The 1,390-nt window shown below is 65.8% G+C and carries 3 protein-coding genes; 2 read left to right on the top strand and 1 reads right to left on the bottom strand.

Features of this window, described 5'->3' with window-relative positions:
• The coding region (locus ACFP9U_RS25020; protein WP_378625587.1) for a PD-(D/E)XK nuclease family protein at nt 1-389 on the top strand (389 nt) is incomplete at its 5' end.
• A 74-nt stretch (nt 390-463) separates the two neighbouring features.
• Complete coding sequence (trxA, locus tag ACFP9U_RS25015; protein WP_378625585.1) at nt 464-787, top strand: thioredoxin; 324 nt, start codon at nt 464-466, stop codon at nt 785-787.
• A 110-nt stretch (nt 788-897) separates the two neighbouring features.
• On the opposite strand, the gene ACFP9U_RS25010 is transcribed toward trxA, so the two are convergent.
• The coding region (locus tag ACFP9U_RS25010) for a glutamate ligase domain-containing protein (protein WP_378625584.1) at nt 898-1,390 on the bottom strand (493 nt) is incomplete at its 5' end.

Here is a 1,390-nt window from a genome sequence, read left to right as displayed (position 1 = left end):
AAAGCGCCTGCCGCTCTGTGCTGGCGATCCTGAACGAATCCCGTTTCGCGCCCCTCTTCGCGCCCGGCTCGCGCGCCGAGGTTTCCGTCATGGGCGAGCTGACCGTCGGCGGCGTGCGTCGCGCGGTCGCCGGCAAGGTGGATCGGCTGGCGGCGACGGAGGATCGCGTCCTGATCGTCGACTACAAGACCAATCGCCCCGCCCCCGGCACCCTTTCCGAAGCGCCGCTGCCCTATGTCGCTCAGCTCGCCCTTTACGCGGAGTTGTTGAAGCCACTCTATCCGGGCAAGGCCGTCGAGGCCGCCCTGCTCTTCACCGAGGCACCGCGCCTCCTCCCCGTGCCGGACGAGGCGCTGGCGTCCGCCCTTGCCCGGCTCACGAGAGCGTGAGAAAAGGGCGCTTGAACTCTTATACGCCGCTTCCCACATCCCGGAGCGACTCTTGTTTTCTCAAGGAGAGGCTGATGGCCACCGTCACTGTCGACAACAATAACTTCCAGTCCGATGTGCTGCAGGCAAGCGAACCCGTGGTGGTGGACTTCTGGGCGGAATGGTGCGGACCGTGCAAGATGATCGCCCCCGCGCTCGAGGAGATCTCGACCGAGCTGAACGGCAAGATCAAGGTCGCCAAGCTCAACATCGACGAGAATCCGGAGCTCGCCGCACAGTATGGCGTGCGCTCGATCCCCACGTTGATGATCTTCAAGGACGGTGAAGTGGCCGACATGAAGGTGGGCGCCGCACCCAAGACGGCCCTTTCGGCCTGGATCGGCGGCGCGGTCGCGTGAGGCTGTCCCGTTCCATGAACTTCAGGCAAAAGGCCCGGCTGATGTCGGGCCTTTTTCTTGTTGCGGTTCGGAATTTTCCTTTGACCGTCGGCGTTTGAGGACCGCTGGTACTACTCCGGCGGCGTGCCGTTTTCGGCAAGCACCTCGCCGACGAGGTATAGTGAACCGCCGATCAGGATCCGGGGCGGTGTCTCGCCTTCCCAGGTATCGGCAAGCAGCTTCAACGCATTGGCGACCGAGTTGACCGGTTCCGCGGACAATCCGGCCTCGCCGGCGCGGGCGGCCAGTTCGCTGTTGGGCACGCCCGCCTCGCTGCTTCTCACCGGAACCGTGTAGACATGCCGCGCCATGCCCTGGAAGGCATGGAAATAGCCGGTCTGGTCCTTGGTGCTCAGCATCCCGGCGATGAGGATAAGCGGGCGCGGCCGCCGTTCCTCCGATTCCGCCAGCGCCTCGGCGATCACGGCGCCCGCGCCCGGATTGTGCCCGCCGTCAATCCAGATCTCCGCGCCTTGAGGCGCCAGCGCCGAAAGCCGGCCCTCGGGCATGGCCTGCAGGCGTCCTGGCCATGAGACCGCCGTCATGGCGCGCTCGGCCGTCCGG

Origin of the sequence: Nitratireductor sp. GCM10026969 (assembly GCF_042660605.1) — a bacterium.
Taxonomy (GTDB): Bacteria; Pseudomonadota; Alphaproteobacteria; order Rhizobiales; family Rhizobiaceae; genus Chelativorans.
The sequence above is the reverse complement of the archived record's forward strand: the minus strand, read 5'-3'. Positions and strand labels throughout refer to the sequence as shown.

What these genes read in the sequence shown, in the direction of transcription:
- trxA (WP_378625585.1), top strand. Translation starts at nt 464, where the DNA reads ATGGCCACCGTCACTGTCGACAACAATAACTTCCAGTCCGATGTGCTG.